The following is a 763-nucleotide window of genomic DNA, read 5'->3' on the forward strand; positions in this document are numbered from 1 at the left end:
CGATTAGACTTAGCAACACGCTCCAATTCGTCTTTCTTCTTGATAGCGTAAGAATTTGATGAGCCCTTAGCTGCATTGATTAGTTCATCAGCCAAGCATTCAGCAATTGTTTTTATGTTACGGAATGCAGCTTCCCTAGCTCCTGTACACAATAACCATATTGCCTGGTTAACACGTCTCAATGGGGACACATCAACTGCCTGTCGTCTGACCGTACCTGCACGTCCAATACGAGTGGAATCTTCCCTGGGCCCAGAGTTAATGATGGCTGTTACAAGGATCTGAAGAGGGTTTTCACCAGTTAGTAAATGTATAATCTCAAATGCATGCCTGACTATACGAACAGCCATCAATTTTTTACCATTATTTCTCCCATGCATCATCAAAGAGTTTGTTAAACGTTCTACAATGGGACACTGTGCTTTTCTAAAACGTTTTGCAGCATATCTACCTGCTGAATGTGGTAAATACTTGGCATATTTCTCTTTGACTGCAATATAATCTTGCAAAGACATATCAGACACTTGTACATCGTCACAACTCCATCTTCCAAACAATTTTATTTCTGGCAATTCTGCTACTGCTGGGGCTATCACACCCGTATGGGGGTCATCAAAATTTTCGTAATCATCAGCCATGTTCCCCACAAGACTTCTTTTTCTAAATTAACCTAATTCCTTCGTAAAACTAACACCAGGCGGAAAAGAAGTCTTGTGGGGAACATGGCTGATGATTACGAAAATTTTGATGACCCCCATACGGG

General features: G+C 41.3%; 1 protein-coding gene. It reads right to left on the bottom strand.

Annotation, left to right across the window (positions count from 1 at the left end; genetic code table 11):
• The coding region (gene rpsG, locus EK369_RS22885; RefSeq protein ID WP_127116297.1) for a 30S ribosomal protein S7 at window positions 1-638 on the bottom strand (638 nt) is incomplete at its 3' end.
• Window positions 639-763: the final 125 nt, after the last annotated feature.

The sequence above is a fragment of the Shimia sediminis genome, from assembly GCF_003990645.1.
GTDB lineage: Bacteria > Pseudomonadota > Alphaproteobacteria > Rhodobacterales > Rhodobacteraceae > Shimia > Shimia sediminis.